15 protein-coding genes are annotated in these 23,629 nt (G+C 72.0%); 5 read left to right on the forward strand and 10 right to left on the reverse strand.

What is annotated here, in order from left to right; translation table 11 throughout:
• Nucleotides 1–150: 150 nt before the first annotated feature.
• The 3 genes from pucD to IE206_RS22520 are packed head-to-tail and all read right to left on the reverse strand — an operon-like array spanning nt 151 to nt 4,051.
• Nucleotides 151–2,556 carry a xanthine dehydrogenase subunit D gene (pucD, locus tag IE206_RS22510; RefSeq protein WP_189964784.1) on the reverse strand — a complete coding sequence of 802 codons (2,406 nt, stop codon included), beginning with the start codon at nt 2,554–2,556 and terminating at the stop codon, nt 151–153.
• A gap of 2 nt (nt 2,557–2,558) precedes the next feature.
• Entirely contained in the window at nt 2,559–3,152 is a 594-nt protein-coding gene (locus tag IE206_RS22515; RefSeq protein ID WP_189964786.1) for a (2Fe-2S)-binding protein, read from the reverse strand.
• Between the two features lie 2 nt (nt 3,153–3,154).
• Nucleotides 3,155–4,051 (reverse strand): FAD binding domain-containing protein, encoded by an 897-nt coding sequence (locus IE206_RS22520; RefSeq protein WP_189964788.1) that lies wholly within the window; start codon nt 4,049–4,051, stop codon nt 3,155–3,157.
• A 263-nt stretch (nt 4,052–4,314) separates the two neighbouring features.
• On the opposite strand from IE206_RS22520, the gene IE206_RS22525 reads away from it, so the two are divergent.
• Both IE206_RS22525 and IE206_RS22530 read left to right on the forward strand, forming a co-directional pair.
• A complete protein-coding gene (locus IE206_RS22525) occupies nt 4,315–5,985 on the forward strand; it encodes a PucR family transcriptional regulator (protein WP_189964790.1) in 1,671 nt (556 codons plus the stop codon).
• A 141-nt stretch (nt 5,986–6,126) separates the two neighbouring features.
• On the forward strand, nt 6,127–6,900 hold the full coding sequence (locus IE206_RS22530; protein ID WP_189964953.1) for a hypothetical protein: 774 nt from the start codon (nt 6,127–6,129) through the stop codon (nt 6,898–6,900).
• Between the two features lie 41 nt (nt 6,901–6,941).
• Here IE206_RS22530 and IE206_RS22535 read toward each other — a convergent pair whose 3' ends face one another.
• Nucleotides 6,942–7,229: a hypothetical protein gene (locus IE206_RS22535; protein WP_189964793.1), complete on the reverse strand. Its 288-nt coding sequence runs from the start codon at nt 7,227–7,229 to the stop codon at nt 6,942–6,944.
• Between the two features lie 162 nt (nt 7,230–7,391).
• Complete coding sequence (locus tag IE206_RS22540; protein ID WP_189964795.1) at nt 7,392–8,150, reverse strand: GntR family transcriptional regulator; 759 nt, start codon at nt 8,148–8,150, stop codon at nt 7,392–7,394.
• A gap of 124 nt (nt 8,151–8,274) precedes the next feature.
• Here IE206_RS22540 and IE206_RS22545 point away from each other — a divergent pair, with 124 nt between their 5' ends.
• Together IE206_RS22545 and IE206_RS22550 are read left to right on the forward strand one after the other, a co-directional pair.
• Nucleotides 8,275–9,123, forward strand: coding sequence for a (2Fe-2S)-binding protein (locus IE206_RS22545; RefSeq protein ID WP_189964797.1), 849 nt, complete (start codon nt 8,275–8,277; stop codon nt 9,121–9,123).
• Between the two features lie 237 nt (nt 9,124–9,360).
• Nucleotides 9,361–10,419, forward strand: a complete 1,059-nt coding sequence (locus IE206_RS22550) for a DUF2637 domain-containing protein (RefSeq protein WP_189964799.1) — start codon at nt 9,361–9,363, stop codon at nt 10,417–10,419.
• 10 nt (nt 10,420–10,429) lie between these two features.
• On the opposite strand, the gene IE206_RS22555 is transcribed toward IE206_RS22550, so the two are convergent.
• On the reverse strand, nt 10,430–10,900 hold the full coding sequence (locus IE206_RS22555) for an ATP-binding protein (protein ID WP_189964801.1): 471 nt from the start codon (nt 10,898–10,900) through the stop codon (nt 10,430–10,432).
• A gap of 140 nt (nt 10,901–11,040) precedes the next feature.
• Between IE206_RS22555 and IE206_RS22560 the strand changes: the two genes are divergently transcribed.
• Nucleotides 11,041–14,151: an alpha-mannosidase gene (locus IE206_RS22560; protein ID WP_189964803.1), complete on the forward strand. Its 3,111-nt coding sequence runs from the start codon at nt 11,041–11,043 to the stop codon at nt 14,149–14,151.
• Here the strand turns inward: IE206_RS22560 and IE206_RS22565 are convergent.
• From IE206_RS22565 to IE206_RS22580, 4 genes are all read right to left on the reverse strand, one after another.
• Nucleotides 14,148–16,022 carry a protein kinase domain-containing protein gene (locus IE206_RS22565; protein WP_189964805.1) on the reverse strand — a complete coding sequence of 625 codons (1,875 nt, stop codon included), beginning with the start codon at nt 16,020–16,022 and terminating at the stop codon, nt 14,148–14,150. The two genes, IE206_RS22560 and IE206_RS22565, sit on opposite strands and share 4 nt — an antisense overlap.
• 165 nt (nt 16,023–16,187) lie before the next feature.
• Nucleotides 16,188–17,930 carry a pyruvate dehydrogenase gene (locus IE206_RS22570; protein WP_189964806.1) on the reverse strand — a complete coding sequence of 581 codons (1,743 nt, stop codon included), beginning with the start codon at nt 17,928–17,930 and terminating at the stop codon, nt 16,188–16,190.
• A 27-nt stretch (nt 17,931–17,957) separates the two neighbouring features.
• Nucleotides 17,958–19,706: a protein phosphatase 2C domain-containing protein gene (locus tag IE206_RS22575; RefSeq protein ID WP_189964808.1), complete on the reverse strand. Its 1,749-nt coding sequence runs from the start codon at nt 19,704–19,706 to the stop codon at nt 17,958–17,960.
• A gap of 143 nt (nt 19,707–19,849) precedes the next feature.
• Nucleotides 19,850–23,629: a S8 family peptidase gene (locus IE206_RS22580; protein ID WP_189964810.1), complete on the reverse strand. Its 3,780-nt coding sequence runs from the start codon at nt 23,627–23,629 to the stop codon at nt 19,850–19,852.

Below are 23,629 nucleotides of genomic sequence, written 5' to 3' on the forward strand. Positions count from 1 at the left end.
TGGTGGTGCTGGTACTGCGGGTGTTGCCGTTACTGCGAGGACCGCGAGCGGTGCGGTACTTGACTGCTCCGGGCGGTGCGGGCGACGGAATTGTGACGTTCCTGGGAGGCACGCACCGCCCGGAGGGATCTGGGGATCCCCGGGGTGGGATCAGGCTCCGGTACCGGTGAGGTGCTCGGGGCGGACCGGGGTCTTGTTGAGCTCCAGACCGGTCGCCGCCCGGATCGCCGCGAGGACGGCCGGGGTGGACGAGAGGGTCGGGGCCTCGCCGAGACCGCGCAGGCCGTACGGCGCGTTCGGGTCGGCGAGCTCCAGGACGTCGACCGGGATGGTCGGGGTGTCCAGGATCGTCGGGATGAGGTAGTCCGTGAAGGAGGGGTTGCGCACCTTCGCGGTCTTCGGGTCCACGATGATCTCTTCCATCACCGCGACGCCGAGGCCCTGGGTGGTACCACCCTGGATCTGGCCGACGACGGAGAGCATGTTGAGCGCCTTGCCGACGTCCTGGGCGGTGGCCAGCTCGACGACCTTGACGAGGCCGAGCTCGGTGTCCACCTCGACCACCGCGCGGTGCGCGGCGAACGTGTACTGGACGTGGCCGTTGCCCTGGCCTGTGACGAGGTCGAAGGCCTGGGTCGGGCGGTGCCGGAACTCCAGCTCGACGTCGATCTCCTCGCCCTCCAGGACGTCCGCCAGGTCGGCGAGGACCTCGCCGCCGTCGGTGACGACCTTGCCGCCTTCGAGCAGCAGCTCGGCGGTGGCCCAGGCGGGGTGGTAGGAGCCGAACTTGCGGCGGCCGATCTCCAGGACCTTGGCGCGGACGGCCTCGCAGGTGTTCTTCACCGCGCCACCGGTCATGTACGTCTGCCGGGAGGCGGACGTGGAACCGGCGGAGCCGACCTGGGTGTCGGCCGGGTGGATGGTCACCTGCGTGACACCCAGCTCCGTACGGGCGATCTGGGCGTGCACGGTGACACCGCCCTGGCCGACCTCCGCCATGGCCGTGTGGACCATCGCGACGGGCTCGCCGTTGATGACCTCCAGGCGCACCCGGGCGGTCGAGTAGTCGTCGAAGCCCTCGGAGAAGCCGACGTTCTTGATGCCGACCGCGTAACCGATGCCCCGTACGACCCCCTCGCCGTGCGTGGTGTTGGACAGGCCGCCGGGCAGGGCGCGGACGTCCGCGGCCTCTCCTGCCGCCAGCCACTGCTGCTCGGGCGGCAGCGGGCGGGCCTTGACCCGGCGCAGGAGCTCGGCGACCGGGGCCGGCGAGTCCACGACCTGGCCGGTCGGCATGATCGTGCCCTGCTCCATGGCGTTGAGCTGGCGGAACTCGACCGGGTCCATGCCCAGCTTCGCCGCCACCTTGTCCATCTGGGCCTCGTAGGCGAAGCAGGCCTGGACGGCGCCGAAGCCGCGCATCGCGCCACAGGGCGGGTTGTTCGTGTAGAGCGCGATCGCCTCGATGTCGACGTCGTCGATGACGTACGGGCCGACCGAGAGCGAGGAGGCGTTGCCGACGACCGCCGGGGAGGCCGACGCGTAGGCGCCGCCGTCCAGGACGATCTTGCACTTCATGTGCGTGAGCTTGCCGTCCTTGGTGGCGCCGTGCTCGTAGTAGAGCTTCGCCGGGTGGCGGTGCACATGGCCGAAGAAGGACTCGAACCGGTTGTAGACGATCTTGACCGGCTTGCCCGTGCGCAGCGCCAGGAGGCAGGCGTGGATCTGCATCGAGATGTCCTCGCGGCCACCGAAGGCACCGCCGACGCCGGAGAGCGTCATGCGGACCTTCTCCGGCGGCAGGCCGAGGACCGGGGCGATCTGCTGGAGGTCCGAGTGCAGCCACTGGGTGGCGACGTAGAGGTCGACGCCGCCGTCCTCGGCGGGCACGGCCAGGCCGGACTCCGGGCCGAGGAAGGCCTGGTCCTGCATGCCGAAGGTGTACTCGCCCTCGACGATCACGTCGGCGCGCTTGCGCGCCTCCTCCACGTTGCCGCGGATGATCGGCTGGCGGTGCACGATGTTCGGGTGCGGGACATGACCGGCGTGGTGGTCGTCGCGGCCCTCGTGGATCAGCGGCGCGTCGGCGGCGAGGGCGGAGGCCTCGTCGGTGACGACCGGCAGTTCCTTGTAGTCGATCTTGATCTTGGCGGCCGCGCGGCGGGCGGTCTCCGGGTGGTCGGCGGCCACGAGGGCGACCGGCTCACCGTGGTGGCGGACCCGGCCGTGGGCCAGGACGGGGGTGTCCTGGATCTCCAGGCCGTAGTTCTTCATCTTGGCCGGCAGGTCGTCGTAGGTGAGCACGGCGTAGACGCCGGGCATCGCGACGGCCTCGGAGATGTCGATGTTCTCGATCTCGGCGTGGGCCACGGTGGAGCGGAGCGTCTGGCCCCACAGCATGTCCTCGTGCCACATGTCCGAGGAGTACGCGAACTCACCGGTGACCTTGAGGGTGCCGTCCGGGCGGAGCGTCGACTCGCCGATGCCGCCCTTGGTGTGGTTCTGGGTGACGTTGGTGGGTGTACCGGCCGGAGTGGTGCGGGTGTTCTGCGCCATGATCAGACCGCCTCTTCCTGACGGGCGGCCGCGAGGCGGACCGCGTCGAGGATCTTCTCGTAACCGGTGCAGCGGCACAGGTTGCCGGAGAGCGCCTCGCGGATGTCCGCGTCGGACGGCTCGGAGTTGCGCTCCAGGAGCTCGTCGGCGGCGACCAGGAGGCCCGGGGTGCAGAAACCGCACTGCACGGCGCCTGCGTCGATGAACGCCTGCTGGATCGGCGAGAGCGCGCCGGCCTCTCCAGTCTGGCTGTCCTGGGGCTTGGCCTGCCACCGCTTGGCGGCGTCGATGGACGTACCGCAGGAGCCGGAGGCGCAGCCGCCGCCGGGGTGGGCGTCGGTGCGGTGGGCGGCGTAGTCGGCCAGTCCCTCCACGGTGACGACCTCGCGGCCCTCGACCTGCCCTGCCGCGACCAGACACGAACACACCGGAACACCGTCGAGGCGGACCGTGCAGGAACCGCACTCGCCCTGCTCACAGGCGTTCTTCGACCCCGGAAGCCCCATGCGCTCGCGCAGGACGTAGAGAAGGCTCTCGCCCTCCCACACGTCGTCGGCCTCCTGCTTACGGCCATTGACCGTGAAATTGACGCGCATGGTTATGCAGCTCCTTCAAGGGTGCGGCCGTTGCCGCCGCGGTACGTCTCCCAGGTCCACATCAGCGTGCGGCGCGCCATGACGCCGACGGCGTGACGGCGGTAGTTCGCGGTGCCGCGGACGTCGTCGATCGGGTTGCACGCGCCCGAGGCGAGCGTGGCGAACTCCTTCGCGACCGACGGGGTGATGATCTTGCCGTTGTCCCAGAAGCCGCCCTCTTCGAGCGCCGCGTTCAGGAACTCCTCCGCCGCCTTCGCCCGGATGGGGGTCGGAGCGGCCGAGCCGATGCCGGTGCGGACCGTACGGGTCTCGGGGTGCAGCGCCAGGCCGAACGCGCAGACCGCGATGACCATGGCGTTGCGGGTGCCGACCTTGGAGAACTGCTGGGGGCCGTCCGCCTTGGGGATGTGGATGGCCTTGATCAGCTCGTCCGCCTCGAGGGCGTTGCGCTTCACACCCTTGTAGAACTCGTCGATCGGGATGAGCCGCACGCCGCGCGCCTGCGACTCGACCTCCACGTCGGCGCCCGAGGACAGCAGCGAGGGGTGCGCGTCACCGGCCGGCGAGGCGCAGCCGAGGTTGCCGCCGACACCGCCGCGGTTGCGGATCTGCGGGGAGGCGACGGTGTGCGAGGCGAGCGCGAGGCCCGGCAGCTCCGTCCGCAGGTTCTCCATGATCTTGGTGTACGGGACGGAGGGTCCGAGCCGGACGCTGTCCTCCCCGACCTCCCACTGGGCCAACTCGCCGATGCGGTTCAGGTCCAGGAGGTACTCGGGCCGCCGGTGGTCGAAGTTGATCTCGACCATCACATCGGTGCCACCCGCAATGGGCACAGCGGTGGGGTGCTCTGCCTTGGCGGCGAGCGCCTCCTCCCAGCTGGCGGGGCGAAGGAAGTCCATGAGTGGCTCTCTTCCGATTCTCAAATTCGGGGTCGTTCGCGCGGGTCCCGGGGACGGCAGGCCCTCGACATCTCAGTCGTTCATGTGCTGTTAACGCGGTGTGGAATCAGTACACAAGCCCGCATCCCTCGGGTGCAGTCACCGAAACCATGAAGGAGTTGGCTGGTCTCCGCTCACGTCTTGTAGATTCGTATGAAAGGCGGTGCTCCGTTACCTCACCGCTTTCCAACGGCAACATCAAGACAGATCGGCGGCGACACGCGATGCGGCTGCGCGCACTTCTGGAAACCGACGCGCTGGGGCTGCGGCTGCTCGGCGGCGAGGACGAGCTGGACCGCACGGTGCGGGGAGTCATGACCACTGACCTGCGGGATCCGAGCCGCTACCTCACGGGTGGCGAGCTGGTTCTGACGGGTCTCGCCTGGCGCCGGGACGCCGAAGATTCCGAGCCATTCGTACGCATCCTCGCGAGTGCCGGTGTGGCGGGCCTGGCGGCCGGTGAGGCCGAGCTCGGCGCCATTCCCGACGATCTCGTTCTGGCTTGTTCTCGCCATCGGCTCCCGCTCTTCGCGGTGAACGAGTCGGTCGCGTTCGCAACCATCACCGAGCACGTCGTACGACAGGTCTCGGGCGAGCGCGCGGGCGACCTCGCGGCGGTCGTGGACCGCCACCGCAGGCTGATGACGTCGGGCCCGGCGGGCGGCGGCCCCGAGGTGGTCCTCGACCTGCTCGGCTCCGACCTGGACCTGCGGGCCTGGGTGCTTTCTCCGACCGGCCGCCAGATCGCGGGCGCCGGCGACGCACTGACCCCGGCGGTCGGCGCGGCGCTGGCCGCCGAGCACCTGGGAGCCACCCGCACCGGCCGCCGGGGCCCGCACCGGGCCACCGTCGACGGCGTGACCTACTCGCTGTTCCCGATCCGCAACAACGGGCGGGGCGCGGCGCCCGCCGCCCGCGACGTGCGCGAGACGGTGCTTTCGGACTGGCTGCTCGCCGTCGAGGCCGACGCGGGCGACTGGCCGGCCGCACGGCTCGACCTGCTCCAGGGCGTCACCCAGCTCATCGCGGTCGAGCGCGACCGGCGCGACGCGGCCCGCACGGTGCGCCGCCGGCTCGCCCAGGAGGTCCTGGAGCTGGTGCAGACCGGCGCCGCGCCCGCCGAGATCGCGGCCCGACTCAGAGTCGCGGCCCCGGTGCTGCTGCCCGGCCTCGGCTCGGCGCCGCACTGGCAGGTCGTGGTGGCCCGGGTGGACTGGGAGCGCACCTTGGGTGCGGAGATCGAGGGCGGCCCGGTCGCCCAGTCGCTCCTGGAGGAGATCCTGGTCGACCCCGCGGTGGTCGGCCCCGAGTCCTCCGACCGGATCGCGGTGGCCCACGCGGGCGACGAGGCGATCGCACTCGTGCCGCTGCCCGCGGTCACGCCCGAGGGCGCCGAGGGCGGTCTGCACGCCGACGCGCTCCTGGCCTCCGTCCGCACCCCGCTCTCTGCGGGCCTGGCGGACGACGGCCGCCTGACACTGGGTGTCAGCGCCGCGGTGCACTCCGCCGAGGGGCTGCGCGGCGCCCTGGAGGAGGCCCGGCACGCCCGCCGGGTCGCCGCCGCCCGCCCCGGCCGGGTGTGCGCGGCCGGCCACCACGAGCTGGCCTCGCACGTGCTGCTGCTTCCGTTCGTGCCGGACGACGTACGGCGCGCCTTCACGGCCCGGCTGCTCGACCCGCTGCGCGACTACGACCGGCGCCACCGGGCCGAACTCATCCCGACCCTGGAGGCCTTCCTCGACTGCGACGGATCCTGGACGCGGTGCGCCACACGACTGCACCTGCACGTCAACACGCTGCGCTACCGGGTGGGCAGGATCGAGCAGTTGACGGCCCGTGACCTGTCCCGACTCGAGGACAAGCTGGACTTCTTCCTGGCGCTTCGTATGAGCTGACAGTCGATCCCGGCCAGTGTCGGACGATTGTGAACTCATTCACGCACCCCCCTTGGCCCGGCGTGCCATTCCGTGTTGAGATGCGGATCTACTCAGCAGCTCGATGGCGCGCTCGGGGAGGGCAACGTGGCGCATACCGCCATGTCTGGTTCCGGAACGACTGCAGATGACGGGGATCCGCTCCAGACCGCGGTATGGCGGCTGCGCTCGCGCGGCTGCTGGACGGACGCCGCCGCTCTGCTCGAACCGCATGCGGGCGCGGCGGCCGGCGCGCTCCAGCGCACGGCCCTGCTGACCGAGCGCTGCGTCTACACCGAGTCCGGCTGGGCGGAGGCCGACGAGGCGCTGCGCGGCGCCGAGGCGGTCGCCCGCAGCGACGAGGAGCGCGGCGCCGCCGCCTGCGAGCGCGGCTATCTCGCCTACGCCTCAACGCTGTTCGGGGTACGGGACCGGGCGGACGAGGCGCGCTCCGCCTTCGGCCGGGCCGCCGCGCTGACCGCGCTCACGGGGCGCGGCCGGGCGCTGCTCGACTTCCGGCGGGGGCTGCTCGCCGAGAACGTCGCCGACGCGCCGCAGGCCGCCCGCGCCGCCTACCGTCGCGCCCACGAGGGCGCCGCCGCCCACGGCGACACCCTGCTGCTCTCGTTCACCTGGCGCCATCTGGCCGGACTCGCCCTGCGCGACGGCGAGTTGGCGGAGGCGCGGCACGGCTTCACCGAGTCGCTGCGCATCCGCGAGGAGCTCGGCTACCTCATCGGCACGGCCCCGGCGCTCGCCTCGCTCGCCGACACCGAGGAGGAGCCGGTCTCGACCCGGCTGCGCACGGAGGCGGCCCGCCTCGTACGCCTCCTCGGCGTCCCCACCTGGCTCGCGGCCCATCTGGGGGCCGCGCCGCCCCGGCCCGCCGCGATGTGACGGCTCGTCACCCGACAGAAGTGATCATCTCTGACAGTTCGTCAATTACCTGAACGCGCGTCGTCGATCAGCGAGTCGAGATGGCTCCAGGCGTGCTGGGCGAATCCCCACAGGGAGGCCCGCACGTCGGGGTGGCCCGCGAGGTAGACGACCGCCGCGATCAGCAGGACGAGCTGGATCAGTCCGGTGAGACGGCCCGAGGAGCCGCGCGGCACCGAACCGTGGGCGAAGCGCTGATGCGCGTCACGTCCGTAGTCGCAGGCGCGCCGGGCCGAGTCCGCGGCCTGCCGGCTCTGCCATTGCTGTTGCTGCATCTGCTGCTGTTGCATCCACGGATCCGGCATGGTGGCCCCCCGGCGCGCGATTGTTCAAGTACCCGCTGGGACGCGGCAGTTGACGGCACGGGTTCCTCGCGGTGTGAGCTGTTGCACAGCGCGGACGCGGCCGTGACCGCCCGGGGTCCAGCGGCACGGTCGTTCAGCGGCGCGACCTCAGAGCGCGGAGCCCGTGAAGTGCTCCCGTACGAGCGACTGGACGACCGGCAGGTTCTGGGCACACAGGGCGTCCAGGAGGGCCAGGTGTTCGGCCGCGTCGGCGACCAGATCTCCGCGGCGCGCGACCGGCGCCGCGGTCAGCGGCCATTGGGCGCGCCGGTGCAGGTCGTCGGCGACCTGGACGAGCTGCTGGTTGCCCGCGAGCGCGAGGAGCGCCCGGTGGAAGGCGCGGTCGCACTCGGCGTAGCCCGCGCGGTCGCCGGTCGCGGCGGCCTCGGTGGTGGCCACGGCGAGCGGGCGCAGCTCGGCCCAGCGCGCCGCCGGGGCGGTACGGGCAAGCCGCAGCATCACCGGGACCTCGATCATGGCCCGCACCTCGGCGAGCTCCGCGAGCTCGCGGGCGCTGCGCTCGGTGACCCTGAAGCCCCGGTTGGGCACGACCTCGACGGCGCCCTCGATGCTGAGCTGCTGCATCGCCTCGCGCACGGGGGTCGCGGAGACCCCGAACCGCTCACCGAGCGCCGGCGCCGAGTACACCTCACCCGGTACGAGATCGCCGTCGACCAGGGCGGTGCGCAGCGCGGCCAGGATCTGGCCGCGCACCGAGTGGCGGTGGACGGTGCGGGGGGCCGGCGGCTCGCTGTGGGTGTGTTCGCCGCGGGCGTCGCCGAGGCGCTCACCGACCCTGGCCTGACCGGGAACGCGGGGTGGCCCGTACGCGGGCACCACTGCCTCGCGCGCTCTGCCCTGTTCCACCCCGGCCTCCTACGACTCCGCCTGCCCCACACAGACCATAGGCGGACAAAGCGCGAGTTCAAACATCGGCTTCATCCGCTAAGGTAAGGCTTACCTGTCAACGATCGTGATTCGGTGGTCCCGCATGGCCGTCTCCGCCTTGCTGCCCAGCCCCGCGCCGAGCCCCGTCGCGGACTCCTACGCCCGCCTGGCCGAGGTCTTTCCCGGACTGGGAATCAGGGAGCTGACCGGGACCGAGCAGGCGCCCGGAGGCGCGGGCTGGGTCGGCGCCGCGGAGCTCGCCGCGGGCGGTGCCGCCCTCGACGCCTTCCTGGCCTGGGACAACGCCCAGGTCGTCCAGGACTACGGGCACCAGGCCCGCCCCGATGTCGTGGCCTCCTTCGGCTTCCACCGCTACGCCTGGCCCGTCTGCCTCCTCGTGACGGTGCCGTGGTTTCTGCACCGCAGGGTGCCGCGGGTGCCGGTCGCCGATGTGACGTTCCATCGCGCGCTTGGCCAACTCGCCGTACGGGTAAGGGAGTTCGCCTGCCTTCCGGGAGACCCGGCGGCCCGGCTCCCCGGCGCCCGCGTCGTACCGGACGAAGAGGCGCTGCGCGGCGAGGTGCGGGCGGCGGTGGCCGAGCACCTCGGGGCGGTGCTCGACGGATTCGGCCCGCGCATGCGGCGCGGCAGGCGGGCACTGTGGGGCATGGCGACGGACGAGATCGTCGAGGGGCTCTGGTACATCGGCTCGCTGCTCGGCGAGGAGCCGCGCGCGATGGCCGAGCTCGACGCGCTGCTCCCCGGCACCGCGAAGCCGTATGTGGGCACGCCCGGCTTCCGTGAGCTGACCGCGCCCGACGGGCGGCGCCTGCCGACCCGCGACCGGGCGAGCTGCTGCTTCTTCTACACCGTGCGCCCCGAGGACACCTGCGTGACCTGTCCGCGCACCTGCGACGCCGAGCGCGTGGAGAGGCTCAGCGCCGCCTCCTGAGAGCCCGCGTCCGGGTCCGGTCGGGGTTCGGGCAGGGGCCCGGGATCCATGCCACCCGTCCGGGTGAGCGCCAGTCGAACTCAACTCGCGCGCCGGGCACGGCAGTTCGATCGAATCCCCCCTATCCGACTGTCCTGCGCGTTCGTTGGCGCCCTCTTGCCCCGAAAGCCCCTGCCGCCCCGTACGGCAGGAGCAGTATGGCGGCCGATACGCCCTACGCGATGCAAGGGACACCGCATGCGACTGACCGACATATCGCTGGACTGGCTGCTTCCGGGCGGCGTGATGATCGTGGGGGTCGTCGTGGCTCTGGTAGTGCTCGCGCGCGGCAAGCGCGCCGGTGACAACGCCACCGGCGACGACTCCTGGGAACGCAGTGAGGAGCGCCGCAGAAGGAAGGAAGCGGTGTACGGCTCCGCTTCCTATGTGCTCCTGTTCTGCTGCGCGGCGGTGGCCGCCGCGCTCTCCTTCCACGGCTTGGTCGGCTTCGGCCGGCAGAACCTCAATCTGACGGACGGCTGGGAGTACCTGGTCCCGTTCGGCCTCGACGGCGCGGCCATGTTCTGCTCCGTACTCGCGGTGCGCGAGGCCAGCCACGGCGACGCGGCACTCGGCTCGCGCCTCCTGGTGTGGACGTTCGCGGGCGCCGCGGCGTGGTTCAACTGGGTGCACGCGCCGCGCGGCATGGCCCACGCGGGCGCCCCGCAGTTCTTCGCCGGGATGTCGCTCTCGGCGGCGGTCCTCTTCGACCGCGCCCTGAAGCAGACCCGCCGGGCGGCCCTGCGCGAGCAGGGCCTGGTGCCGCGGCCGCTGCCGCAGATCCGGATCGTACGGTGGCTGCGGGCCCCCAGGGAGACCTTCGGCGCCTGGTCGCTGATGCTCCTGGAGGGCGTACGCACCCTGGACGAGGCCGTCGAAGAGGTGCGCGAGGACAAGCGCGCCAAGGAGGAGAACAAGCTCCGCAGGCGTGACCAGGAGAAGCTGGACCGGGCGCACTTCCGGGCGCTCACCCGGCAGAACCGGGCCTGGGGGCGCGGCAGGGGCGCCCGCCAGGTCGGCGTCCCGGCGCTCGGCTCCGGCCAGGGTTCCGCGCAGCCCAAAGCTGTCGCGGAGCCGGCCATAGCCGAGCCAGGACAGCTGCCCCTGCGCACCCGGCACTCCCTCGCGGCCCTCGGAACCGCTGACGCTTCGGCGGCCCGGACCGTGGACCTCACCGCCGAGGACGACACCCAGGCGCTGCCCCGGCTCGACTCCCTGGAGCGCAAGCTCAAGGACCTTGAGCAGCAGTTCGGCTAGGCGTCGGCACCTAGAACTGCGGCGCCGCCCCGTTGCAGCCGAGTTCGAACCAGACCACCTTCCCCATCCCGTGCTCGTGCACACCCCAGGCGTCCGCCAGCGCCTGGACGAGCAGCAGGCCCCTGCCATGCGTACCGTCGTCGGCGGACGGTACGTACGGCGTGGGAAGCGCGGCCACGAAATCCCGGACCTCCACACGAAGGCCGGCCTCGCCGACCGTCGCCGTCACCACCGCACCGTGATCGGTGTGGACGAGGGCGTTGGTCACCAGCTCGCTGGTGAGCAGTTCGGCCACGTCCGCCGCCCCCGAATGCCTCGACGGGCCGAGAAGTTCCCTCAGCGCCCGGCGTATGTCCCCCACGGCACTCAGATCCGCCTGCCCCACTCTCCTGCGCAGCAGACGCTGGTCCCCCTGCTGCGCATCAGGTGTCCGGACGGGCCCGCTCCCCGCGGGGCCGAGCCCTGCCTGATGCCTTGTCATAACCCCCACCTGCACGTTGTGACGACCTTCCTCCCTCGAACATGCACACGGGATGCATGCCCCGTCGGGCGTCGGTCACGCATGGTGATTCCTCAACAACCGAACGGGAAACCCTTCAGTGAGCTGCTGGAGGAGAAGCGATGCATGATGACCGATCGCTGGTCGAGGGACGCCTGGAGCGGGCCATGCGCCAGTTCGTGCGCCCCGCGCAGTACGCCGCCCGGGTGCCGCTGACCCTGGCCGTCTGGCACGCGCCGGGCGAACCGGTGCCCGTCGCCGAGGCGTTGACGGCGGCATACGAGCCGTTCGAGGCCGGTACCCAGTGGGGCCGGCCATGGTCGACGAGCTGGTTCCGGATCGAAGGACGGGTGCCCGGGGCGTGGGCGGGACGCAGGGTCGAGGCGGTCATCGACCCCGGTTTCGCCGGAGCGGGGCCGGGCTTCCAGGCGGAGGGCCTGGTGTACGACAGCTCGGGCGTCCCGCTCAAGGGCATCCATCCGCGCAACCGGCATATCCCGGTGGCAGCGCCTGCGGCGGGCGGGGAGGAGGTCTCCCTGCTCCTGGAGGCGGCCGCGAATCCGGCGGTGCTGCACGACTTCGAACCGACCCCGCTGGGAGACGTACTGACCGCCGGGCCTGCGCCCATCTACCGATTCGCGGCTGCCGAGCTCGCCGTACTCGACGACCAGGTGTGGCACCTGGTGCTGGATGTGGAGGTGTTGTCGGAGCTGATGCCGGAGCTGCCGGCCGACCGGGCCCGCCGGCATGAGATCCTGCGGGCGCTCGAGCGCATGCTGGACGCGCTCGATCTGCACGATGTGGCGGGCACGGCGGTGGCGGCGCGTGCCGAGCTGGCCGACGTGCTGTCCCGTCCGGCGGGTCCCAGCGCCCACCGCGTCTCGGCGGCCGGTCACGCGCACATCGACTCGGCGTGGCTGTGGCCACTGCGCGAGACGGTCCGCAAGGCGGCGCGCACCTTCGCCAATGTGACCGCACTGGCCGCCGACTACCCCGAGCTGGTCTTCGCCTGCTCGCAGGCCCAGCAGTACGCCTGGGTCCGCGATCACCAGCCGCACATCTGGCAGCGCATCAAAAAGGCTGTGGAGCAGGGGAACTGGGCTCCGGTCGGATCGATGTGGGTGGAGTCGGACGCCAACATGCCGGGCGGCGAGGCGCTGGCCCGGCAGATCGTGCACGGCAAGCGCTTCTTCCTGGACGAGCTCGGCGTGGAGACCGAGGAGATCTGGCTGCCCGACTCATTCGGCTACACCGCGGCCTTTCCGCAGCTCGCGAAGCTGGCCGGGGTGAAGTGGTTCCTCACCCAGAAGCTGTCGTGGAACCAGACCAACCGGATGCCGCATCACACGTTCTGGTGGGAGGGCATCGACGGCACCCGGGTCTTCATGCACTTCCCGCCGGTGGACACCTACAACTCCCAGTTCCACGGGGCCGAACTCGCCCACGCCGAGCGGAACTTCAGCGAGAAGGGGCTCGCCACGCGCTCCCTCGTCCCGTTCGGCTGGGGCGACGGCGGGGGCGGCCCGACCAGGGAGATGATGGAGAAGGCGCGCCGGCTGCGCGATCTGGAGGGCTCGCCCCGGGTCACCGTCGAGAGGCCGTCGGCGTTCTTCGAGGCCGCGCACGCCGAGTACGGGGAGCGGGCACCGGTGTGGTCGGGCGAGCTCTATCTGGAGCTGCACCGGGCGACCTATACGACCCAGGCCAAGACCAAGCAGGGCAACCGCCGCAGTGAACACCTGCTGCGCGAGGCGGAGTTGTGGGTGACGGCCGCAGCCCTGCGCTCCCCCGATTACAGCGTCCCGTACGACGATCTCGACCGGTTGTGGAAGACGGTGCTGCTGCATCAGTTTCACGACATCCTGCCCGGCTCGTCCATCGCCTGGGTCCACCGGGAGGCGCGCGAGACGTATGAACGGGTACGCGCGGAGCTGGAGGCCGTCGTCGCGGGCGCGGTCTCGGCGCTGGGCGAGGCGCGGGGGCCCGCCGTGCTCAACCCGTCGCCGTACGCGCGGAACGCGGTGGTCGAGACCGCGGCCGAGAACGCGCCGGGCGGCCAGGCGTTGCCCGGCGGCCGGGCGCTGCTCGCCGTCCACGCGCCGCCGCTCGCGTCGACGGCCCTGGCCCGGGCGGCCCTTGCGGAGCCGCCGGTGAGCGTGGTGCGGGACGGCTCAACTCTCGTACTGGACAACGCGGTTGCGCGGATCTCGGTGGACCACGAGGGGCTGCTGACCTCGGTCCGCGACCTCGTCGCCGGCCGGGAGGTGCTCGCCCCGGGCAGCCGGGGCAACCTCCTTCAGCTGCATCCCGATCACCCCAACCAGTGGGACGCCTGGGACATCGACCGGCACTACCGGCGTCGGCACACCGATCTCACCGACGCCGACTCGGTCGAGCTCGTCGAGGAGGGGCCGCTGCGGGCCGCCGTGCGGGTGGTGCGGAGCTTCGGGAGTTCGCGGATCACCCAGGAGATCCGGCTCACCTGCGGCAGCCCGCGCGTCGACATCGTCACCGAAGTCGACTGGCGCGAGTCGGAGAAGGTGCTCAAGGCGGCGTTCCCGCTCGACGTGCACGCCGAACGGTCCACCGCCGAGATCCAGTTCGGGCATGTGCACCGCGCGACGCATGTCAACACGGGCTGGGACGCGGCCCGGTTCGAGGTCTGCGCGCACCGCTGGCTGCGGGTCGCCGAGCCCTCGTACGGGGTGGCCGTGCTCAACGACTCGACGTACGGGCACGACGTCACCCGGGTGCCGCACGAAGCCGGGCTCGGCACGACCGTACGGCTGACGCTCCTTCGGGCGCCGCACAGCCCGGATCCGGCCACCGATGTCGATGTGCACCGCTTCACCTATGCGCTGCTTGCCGGGGCCGAGGTGACCGATGCCGTCGCGGAGGGGCTCGCGCTGAATCTGCCGCTGCGGGTCGCCCCCGCCGCCGAGGCCGCCCCGCTGGTCACCGTGGACCACCCGGCGGTCACCGTCGAGGCGGTGAAGCTCGCGGAGGACCGGGGCGGTGATGTGGTGGTCCGGCTCTACGAGTCGGCGGGCAGCCGGGCACGGGCGGTGCTGCGGCCCGGATTCCCCTGTGGGCGTGCCGAGTTCACCGATCTCCTGGAACGGCCGCTGGGCGAGGCTCCCATCTCTGCGGCGGGGATCGCCCTGGAGCTGCGGCCGTTCCAGATCGTCACACTGCGACTGCGGCGCGGAGACCGGGAGCCGTCGCGTGCTTAGTACGGCACCGTGCCGCACCAGGTCTCCGCCCAGGCCGAGGCTCCGTACTTGTTGGCGGCGCGTACCGCGAAACAGATCTCGTCACCGGAGAACGGGCCCGTGACCGTGTAGTTGAGGGAGCCGGTGGAATAGGTGGTGTCGACGCTCTTCTTCGTGAAGTTGCTGCCCTTGTTGGTGTAGTGGATGTCGTACCGGGTCGCTCCGGAGACCGCCGGCCAGCTCACCGCGACCGGCATGGAACACGCGCCGACACAGGAGTTGGTGTACTCGAGCTTGTAGGCCTTCATGTCGGGCGGCGGGGACCCCTGGGATGTGCCGCCGGAGCCGGACTGCCCCGAAGACCCGGACGCCCCTGCCGACCCCGCCCCCGACGACGAGCCGGTACCGCCGCCGGCGCCGCCCCCGGCGCCTCTCGTGGAGCCGCCGCCACCGGGCTGGCTGCCGCCCCCGCCGCCCGGCGGCTGCGCCGGACTCCCGCCGTCGGACGGGGCGTTGGGTCCCCCACCGGGCTTGGCGTCCGGGCCCTTCGGGGTCGCGTTGGCCGGCGCGCTCGCCCCCGGCGAGGCGGGACTGCTCGGGGCGCCGGGCGAGTTGCTTGCCAAGGGCGTGGCGCTGGAGCCCGCGCGGTCACCGCCGCTCGCGCTCGCGCCGGCGGCCGGGGGCTTGGCCTGAGCTCCGCCGCCACCGTCGCTCGCGAAGGGCTGGAGCACGGCGATGGTGCCGCCGCCGACGGTGAGCACGGCGACAACCGGCAGCACGATGAGCTTGCGGCGGCGCCGGGGCCGCTCTTCGGGCTCCCGCTTGGTGGCACCAAGGCTCGCCACGACGGCCTCCGGAGCCCCAGGGTCCCCGGCCGGTGCCCGCAGCCCGATGGTCGCCCGGTCCACGGGCTCTTCACGCAGCGGCTCCGCCTCGGCGTCGAGCAGCCGCGCGGACTGCTGGGCCAGGCGGGCGACGACGCGGGCGGGCAGCCAGGCGCCGCGCGCGGAGCGCGGACGTGTCCGCTCCGGGTCCGCCAACAGCTCGTCCACGCCGGGACGTTCGTCGATGTCCTTCGCCAGACACCGGGATATCAGGGCCCGCAGCGCGTCGTCCTCGACGCCCGTCAGATCGGGCTCGCCCTCCACGATCTGGAACATCACCGCGTGCTGGTTGCTGGCCCCGTGCCCGAAGGGCAGCTGCCCGGTCGCCGCATACGTCAGCACGCACCCGAGGGTGAACACATCGCTCTTGACCCCGGCACTCTGCCCCCGCACCTGCTCCGGCGACATGAAACCGGGAGAGCCGACCGCCATCCCCGTACTGGTGAGGAGGGACTCCACGGACGTCTCGAGGGCGCGCGCGATCCCGAAGTCGATGACCTTCGTACCGTCCACGGTGAGCATCACGTTGGACGGCTTCAGGTCGCGGTGCACGATTCCCGCGCCGTGGATGTCCCGGAGCGCCTTCAGGAGTTCCTCGGCGAGGGCGTGCAGGGACTCGGCCGGCAGCGGCCCGTGGCGCCGCACGATCTGTTCGAGCGAGAGCCCGGGCACGTACCCCGTCGCGACCCACGGCGGCTCGTCGCCCGGGCCCGCGTCGAGCACCGGCGCCGTGTACCGCTCCCCGACCTTGCGCGCCGCCTCGATCTCCCGCCGGAACCGCGCCCTGAACTGCTCGTCGGACACGTGCTCTTCGTGCACGACCTTCACGGCGACGGTGCGCCCGCTGTCCGAACGGGCGAGGAACACCCGCCCCATGCCGCCGGCACCGAGCCGCCCGAGGAGCAGATACGGCCCGATGCGCACCGGATCGCTCGCCGCGAGCGGTTTGATGCCGCCCTCCAGGTAGTCGTCCTTCTCGCCGTTTCCGTCCCCGTTGGTACCACTCATGATGGTGTGACTCCCCCGGCCCTTCTCGCCTGGTCATCGGCGTAACCCGGTTGAGACTAGTCGTTGGTACGGACCGGGTGAAGGCGGGGACGCACGGAAGGAGCCGGCCGGTTCTGAGGAGCACGGTGAAGAAGTGGTGTTCCTTGCTGCCGCCGCCCGGCCCTTTCAAGGCCTCGGCACGTTACGGAGGTTGGAGCGGGCCATCTGGAGCATGCGGCCCACCCCGCCGTCCAGGACGATCTTGCTGGCGGACAGCGCGAAGCCCGACACCATCTCGGCGCTGATCTTCGGCGGGATGGACAGCGCGTTGGGGTCGGTGACGATGTCGACCAGGGCCGGACCCTTGTGCTTGAAGGCGTCCTTGAGCGCGCCCGCGAGCTGCTTGGGCTTCTCGACGCGCACCCCGTACGCCCCGGCCGCCCGGGCGATGGCCGCGAAGTCGGGGTTGCGGTTGGCCGTCCCGTACGAGGGCAGGCCTGCGACCAGCATCTCCAGCTCGACCATGCCGAGCGAGGAGTTGTTGAACAGCACGATTTTTACCGGCAGTTCGTACTGGATCAGGGTCAGGAAGTCCCCCATCAGCATGGAGAACCCGCCGTCGCCGGACATCGAGATCACTTGACGGTTCCGGTCGAGGAACTGGGCCCCGATGGCCTGCGGCAGCGCGTTGGCCATCGAGCCGTGGCTGAACGAACCGATGATCCGGCGCCTTCCGTTGGGCGAGATGTAGCGGGCCGCCCAGACATTGCACATGCCGGTGTCGACGGTGAACACGGCGTCGTCGTCCGCGAGTTCGTCCAGTACCGAGGCCACGTACTCGGGGTGGATCGGAACGTGCTTCTCCACCTTGCGGGTGTACGCCTTGACGACGCCCTCCAGCGCGTCCGCGTGCTTCTTCAGCATCTTGTCGAGGAACCGGCGGTCGCTCTTGGCCTGCACGCGCGGGATCAGACAGCGCAGCGTCTCCTTCACGTCGCCCCACACCGCGAGGTCCAGCTTCGAGCGGCGGCCCAGGTGTTCGGGGCGCACGTCCACCTGGACGATCTTGACGTCGTCGGGCAGGAAGGCGTTGTACGGGAAGTCGGTGCCGAGCAGGATCAGCAGATCGCACTCGTGGGTCGCCTCGTAGGCCGCGCCGTAGCCGAGCAGCCCGCTCATGCCGACGTCGTACGGGTTGTCGTACTGGATCCACTCCTTGCCGCGCAGCGCGTGCCCGACGGGCGACTTGATCCGCTCGGCGAACTCCATGACCTCCGCGTGCGCCCCGGCGGTGCCGCTGCCGCAGAACAGGGTGACGCGCTTCGCCCTGTCGATCAGGCCGGCGAGCTTGTCGATCTCGCTGTCGCCGGGCCGCACCGAGGGCAGCGAGGTGACGAGGGCGTGGTCGATCGCCTTGTCGGGAGCCTGCTCGGAAGCGATGTCGCCGGGCAGCGCGAGGACGCTGACGCCGCCGCGGCCGATCGCGTGCTGGATCGCGGTCTGGAGCACGCGGGGCATCTGCTGCGGGTTGGAGATCAGCTCGCTGTAGTGGGAGCACTCGCGGAACAGCTGGTCGGGGTGGGTCTCCTGGAAGTAGCCGAGACCGATCTCGGAGGACGGGATGTGCGAGGCCAGGGCCAGGACGGGGGCCATCGAGCGGTGCGCGTCGTACAGGCCGTTGATGAGGTGGAGGTTGCCGGGCCCGCACGAGCCGGCACACGCGGCCAGCTTGCCGGTGAGCTGGGCCTCGGCGCCGGCCGCGAACGCGGCGACCTCCTCGTGCCTGACCTGGATCCAGTCGATGGCCGCGTTGCGGCGGATGGCGTCGACGACGGGGTTCAGACTGTCGCCGACGACTCCGTACAGCCGCTTCACGCCCGCGCGGGTGAGGATGTCGACGAACTGCTCTGCAACGTTCTGCTTGGCCATGGGTCCATCAACCCATGGCCTCTGCGGTTACGCCTCCCAGACTGCGACAGCCGTACGGTCGTCGGCGTACCCCTTCACCCTCAGCGTCACGTCGGCGAGGAAAGCGGCGAGCCCCGGCGGCTCGGGGCGGGCCCAGCGTTCGGCGAGTTCCTTGGCGAGGGCGGCCTCGCCGCGCAGGGGTTCGGCCAGGCCCCCGCTGCACAGCAGGAGGGTGTCGCCCGGACGGGCCACCGAGGCCCGGAAGCGGAACGGTTCGCCGGGCGGCGCGGGCGGGTCGATGTAGGGGCGGGCGGGCTCGACGGTGTTCAGGTCCATGGTGAGGCGGTCGCCCTGCGGGGTCTCGGCGGGGGCCGAGCCGAAGCCGACCACCGGCTCGCCGTAGACGGCACCCGCGTCGGGCACGGCGGGCTCGATGTCCTGCCAGACGCCGCCGCGCAGCCGGAACAGGCCGCCGTGGCCGATGCCGAAGAACACCCGGGTGCGGCAGGCGGGGTCGGCGGAGAGCAGCAGACAGCGCAGGCTCGCGGTGTACTCCTCGGGCTCTGCGCCGAGCTCGGCGGCGCGGGCCCGCAGCATGCCGTAGCTGCGGTCGGTGAGGCGGTGAAGGCCCGACTTGAGGTCGCCGCGCCGGCCCGCCCTTATGTCCTCGGCGAGGCGGACGTGGCTGCGGCCGATGGCGCCGCCGATCCAGTGGCAGGCGTCGGCGGCCGCGAGGTGGGCCCGGTCGCTGGTCCGCGCACCGCTCGCGACGGCCACCAGGACCAGGGCGTTCTCGCCGGTGCCGAAGCGGGCGGTGAGCAGGGCGTCGCGGCGCGGCTCGCCCCGGTAGCGCGCGGAGTCCCCGCGCGAGGAGGAGGCCCGCAGGACGTAGGCGCCGTAGCGGGCCCCGTCGAGGACGGTGTCGGCGACGAGGTCGTCGAGCTCGTCGGGCCGGGCGGCGGGCAGCGCCGTGGGTTCGGCGTCGTAGGTGGGCGGCCCCTCACCCACATGGCCGGTACGGGGCCGGGGCACCGGCGCGAACTGCTCGGGCGGCGCGGTCTTCGGCGGCCCGAACTGCTCGTCGGGGGCGACGGCGGGCGGGACGGGGGTTTCCACGGTGGGGGTGTGCGGGCCCTGCGGGGCGCGCGACTCATGGGTGGCGGCACGGGGCGGATCGGGCGGCGCGGTGAGGGGCGCCGGGCGCCGGCCCTCGACGGGGTGAGCCGTCTCGGCCGGATCCGGCGGGGCACCCTCCGTCCAGCCGGGCGGCAGATCGGGCAGCGGGGCCGGGGCCGTGGGTGGCGGCGGGGCCGCGGGGACGGTCTCCCACCAGGCGGCGGGTTTGCGCGGTGCGGGCGGGGTTTCGGGCGGCTCCCAAGGCGCCCGGGGGCGCGGCGAGGCGCTGGGTGCGGCGGGCGGCGCGGCGCGTTCCACCCTGGGTAAACCGGCCGGGTTCCGGCCGGCAACGCCCGAACCCGTCGGGGTGAGACCCGCCGAGTCCGGACCCGTCACGCCCGAACCCGTCGCGTCGGGACCCACCACGTCCGAGGCCCCCGGGGGCGGACCCGCCGTCTCCGCGTCCTCCGCGCCCGAAGATCCCAGCGGCTTCGCATCCGCCGCGGCCGAACCCACCGCGGCGGAACCCGCCGAGCCCGAACTCACCGTCCCCGAGGCCGAGTTGAAGCGGTCGTCGAGGCTGTCGCGCGAACCGTCGGGACCGGCGTCCGGGACCGACTCGTCGTACAGCCGGTTCCACCAGTCGTCGTCCCGGGTCGGCCTCTCCCCCTGCTGGCTCATGCCCTTATTGTCCACCGCCTGAGGCGTACGAAAACGGGGCATCGGGAAAATGTCCGCAACGCAGGAGCGGGGCGAGGAAAGCCGAAGTCCGCCGGGCGGCCCCACCCCCCACGGGGAAGCCGCCCGGCGGACCGGCTGCGTGGCTAACGCACTGCGTATGCGTTCACCACGGTCTGGGTGACCGCATTGCCGTCGGCGTCGGTCAGTTCGGCCTTCAGGGTCACGTTCTTGGCGGCGGCGCCCGCGTGGTTCACCGTCGCCGTCCAACTGCCGCCCTGCTGTGTGGACTTGGCCTCGGTCCAGGTGGTGCCGCCGTCGTAGGAGTACGACAGCTTGGCCGAGACCAGGGCGGCCGGGGTGTAGCCCGCGTGCCCGGTGACGGTGAGGCCGATCTTCTGGCCGTCGGCCGCCGGGACCGTCTTGAGGCCGTCCTCGGGGACGCCGTAGTGCGGGAAGAGCAGCGGAATGCCCTGCGAGTAGACGTGTCCGTCGAGGTGCGAGCGGAACTTCCAGCTCGTGGTGACCTCCTGCGAGCGCTTCCACACCGCGCCGGAGGGGCCGATCTTCTGGTTGTCGCTGATCAGCTCGTACGCCGCGTCGTCCGCGGGGACGGTGAACACCCCCGACGGCCAGCCGCTGCTGTCGTAGTCCTGGCCGTTGCGGCGCAGGAGCAGCGAGCCGATGTCGCCGAACGAGCCCGGCTGGGCGCTGTGTTCGGAGTCGGCCCACATGCCGGGCGCGAAGCCGATCAGGTTGCCCTGGCGCTCGGCGGCGAGCAGCGGCCTGCCCCCGGCGTCGCGTCCGGCGTCGGGGCCGACGACCCCGTCGTACCAGCTCTCCTCGGTCTGCTTGCCCGGCTTGTAGGCCTTGGCCGGGGACAGCATGAACTCGCCGAAGGGGAAGCTGGACGAGACGAAGTGGTCCCAGGTGGTGCCGCCCGCCGTGTAGTACTCGGTGCGGGTGGAGGGGACGGCCACCAGGTCGATGCCGGAGACGCCGACCGGGCCGGCGCCGCTGGGCCGGTGGGCGGCGACGCCGTCGACGAAGTCGGCCGGTACGCCCATCGAGTGGTACGTGGACACGTTGCGGCCGAGCTGTCCGTCACGCACCCGGTAGGTGTGGTCGGAGCCGAAGCCGCCGTCCTCCTGGAAGCCCAGGTTGTAGACGTAGCCGCTCTTCGCGGTGGCCTTCCAGCGCAGCGTCACCGGCCCGTTGGAGAGCCGGCCTGCGAGCGCCTCGGCCTCGGCCGCCTCGACGGCGAGGGTCGGCAGCGAGCCCCCCGCGAAGCCGTACGTGGGCAGCCAGCGGCCGGCCGAGGGGCGGTGCACGACGAGCGCCTTGGCGCCCGCGGCCTTGGCGTCCCTGCCGAGGGTCAGGGCCGAGGCGTCGCCGTCCGGCACCGCGACGAACGCGATCCTTCCGTTCACCCCGGCCGCCTTGAGCTCGTCCGGGGTGCCGTGACCCGCGTCGACGAGCGCCGCCTCGCCAGTGCCGTCGAGGTTGTCGGAGCCGAGGCTCGCGGTGAGCGGGTGCAGCTCGGGCCCGCCGACCGCGGAGAGGCTGTCGAACTGCGGGGCGTACGCGCGCCAGTAACTGCCGAACTCGAACTCGCCGGCACGGGCGCTGCCCTGGACGTCCGCGAAGTAGTCCTTGATCAGCCGGGAGCCGGTGATCGAGCCCGAGTGCAGCCACTGGCCGCCCCAGGAGCGGGCGAAGTCGAGGGTGGTGGTGCGGACTTCGCTCGGCCGGTCGGTCCTGACGGAGAGGCGGTGCGCGTTGCGGGCGTCGAGGACGAGGGTGGTGTCCTTCTTCAGGTCGAGCTGCGGGCGGCCGAGATAGCTGACGGAGCCGATGTTCGCGCCGGTCGCGTCTCCCGGGTCGGCCGAGGCGACGAACGAGGACACGAAGTAGGCGCCGGGGCGCAGCCGGTAGACCTGATCGGCGGCGCCCTCGTTGAAGCGGCGCTCGCCGGTCGCGGTGTCGGTGCCGATGACGTCGAGGGACGAGGGACCCGCGGCGGGCTTGCCCTGGCGGTCGACGAGCTTGACGCGCAGGGTGAGCGTCTCGGGCTCGACGTACAGCGAGAAGGGGGTGGACACCGTGACGCCATGGGACGTGGCGAGCACGCGGCCGGTGATGTCGCCGTACTGGGCGGCCTTGAGGCGGGCGGTCGGGTCGACGGCGAGCGGCACCTTGACGGTGGCGCCGGCCGGAACGGTGACCGAGCCCGAACTCAACTTCACGACAAGGGAGTTGACGGCAGAGCCGTCGTTGCCGGTGACGCCCGCGACCTTGAGGTCGAGCTTCACGGGCCCGTCGCAGACGTTGGTGTAGGGCACGTCGACGGTGGTGCGGTCGCTCTTGTCCTGCGGCCAGTCGAAGGTGCCGGCCTGCACGGCGGGCGCGCCGAGGACCGTCTCGTCGATGGCGGCCTTGACGTCGAGCCGCCCGCCACCGGTCTCGCGCACGTCCCCCGGGATGTGGCTGTCGGCGGACGAGACGAGCGCCGCCTTGATCTGCTGCGCGGTCCAGTCGGGGTGGCGCTGCTTGACGATGGCGGCGGCGCCCGCGGCGTGCGGGGTGGCCATCGAAGTGCCGGACATCGTCCGGTACGCGTAGATGCCGCGGCCGCCCGCGTTGGCGGCCGAGATGCCGACGCCGGGGGCGGTGATCTCCGGCTTCGGGGTGTGCGTGAAGGGGGCCGGGCCGCGGCTGGAGAAGCTCGCGGTGGTGTCGTCGCGGTCGACGGCGCCGACGGTCAGGACGCCGGGCGCGCAGCCGGGCGAGGACACGGTGTTCAGGCTCGGCCCGGAGTTGCCGGCCGCGACGACGAACAGGGTGTGCGTGGCCTCGGTCGCGAGCTGCTGTGCCGCGGTGCTCATCGGGTCGGTGCAGTCGGTGGGGACCGGACTGCCGAGCGACATCGAGACGACGTCGGCCTTGTTGTCGACGGCCCACTGCATTCCGGCGATGATCCATGAACTGTCGCCGGAGCCCGAGTCGTTGAGGACCTTCCCCACCAGGAGGCCGGTGCCGGGCGCGATGCCCTTCTTCTTGCCGTCGTCGGCCGCGCCCGAACCGCCGACCGTGGACGTGGTGTGGGTGCCGTGGCCCTGGCGGTCCTCGGTGTCGGGCGAGTCGGTGAAGTTCTTGGAGGCGGTGATGCGGCCCTTGAGATCGGGGTGTTCGGCGTCCACACCGGTGTCGAGGACGGCGACCTTGGTGCCCTTGCCGTCGTATCCGGCGGCCCAGGCGAGGTCGGCGCGTATCTGCTTGGCCGACCGGTCCAGGGAGGCCGTCACCTTCCGGTCGAGCCACAGCTTCTTGATTCCCGAACCGGCCGATCGCGTACGGGAGTTGGAGACGTCGGCCCACAGCCGGGCGGTCTTCGCCTTGTCCGCGGTCAGCGCCATGCCATGGACCGCGGGCAGGCTCAGCCCGGCCTTGGCGCCGCGCGGCACGGGCGGAGCCGACCTCGCCACGGCGGTGTCGTACACCGCGATGAGCGGAATCGTCTTGGTGTGCGCGTCGTCGTAGCCCTGGCGGATGAGCCCGGAGACGTTGAACAGCTCGTCGTCGACCTGCCCGGCGGCGAGCGCCCGAGCCGCGTCGCCGGGGTAGACGTACAGCTCTTTGCCCGACCGCCGGGTCTGGACGAGCGGTACGGAACCGTCCTCGCGCGGCAGGGCGGTGACGCCGGTGGGCGTGCCGGAGCCGTCCCTGCTCACCACGACCTTGTCGCCGGTGACCAGGGTGACGGTGGCCGGTGTCCCCGTGCTGCTCGCGGCGCTGCCGACGAGCGGTCTCTTGGCGGTTTCTGCAGTGTCGGCGGTCCGTGGCGCTGCCACGGACGGCGCCACCGCGGTGACGGCGAGGGCGGCGGTGGTCGCCACTCCCAGAGCCGTACGCGATATCGGGCGCAT

It is taken from the genome of Streptomyces violascens (assembly GCF_014649955.1).
Classification (GTDB): domain Bacteria; phylum Actinomycetota; class Actinomycetes; order Streptomycetales; family Streptomycetaceae; genus Streptomyces; species Streptomyces violascens.